This window comes from Mesorhizobium sp. M7A.F.Ca.CA.004.04.2.1, assembly GCF_004022825.1.
Taxonomy (GTDB): Bacteria; Pseudomonadota; Alphaproteobacteria; order Rhizobiales; family Rhizobiaceae; genus Mesorhizobium.
The window spans coordinates 1-492 of the sequence record NZ_RZPH01001759.1 but is presented as its reverse complement, the minus strand read 5'-3'; the positions used below and the strand labels follow the sequence as shown (position 1 = coordinate 492).

At 62.6% G+C, this 492-nt stretch carries 1 pseudogene; it reads left to right on the top strand.

Annotated features, from left to right (window positions below):
- A pseudogene (locus EN893_RS37430) lies at positions 1-492 on the top strand (hypothetical protein); the annotation flags it as partial.

The following is a 492-nucleotide window of genomic DNA, read 5'->3' as shown; positions in this document are numbered from 1 at the left end:
ATATTGCCCAGCGCTGGCTGGCAGCCGGAAAAAAGGACCTGCCGCCCGACCAGCTTGCCGCCTGGCTGCGCTCCGACGAGGGGCCGCTGTCGGGCGCCATGCTCAATTCGTCGCAGATCATGCGACTCGAACTCAACATGCAGGTGCTGCGCCTGTCTGCCTCGACGCGGCGCGATTTCGGCGGTCATGCCGAATACCTCCTGAAGATCTTCAAATGGGATCCGGCGACGTCCAGCTTCTATGAAGCGAAGATGGAAAACCAGATCGACCGCGCCACCGTGCTGGCCGACAAGCCGTCCTTTGCCAGATGGCTGCTCACCGACCGCAACGTCTACGATCTGGATCACGGCCGGCTGGTCATCGATGAAAAATTCCTGGCCAGGAGCGCCGTCTCCGTCGCACCCGGCGGCCTCAGCCGGTCGCAGAACAACATCGTCTACGGGCTGGTCGACGACGCCGACATCGACAAGGCGCTGAAGGACTACGTCGCCA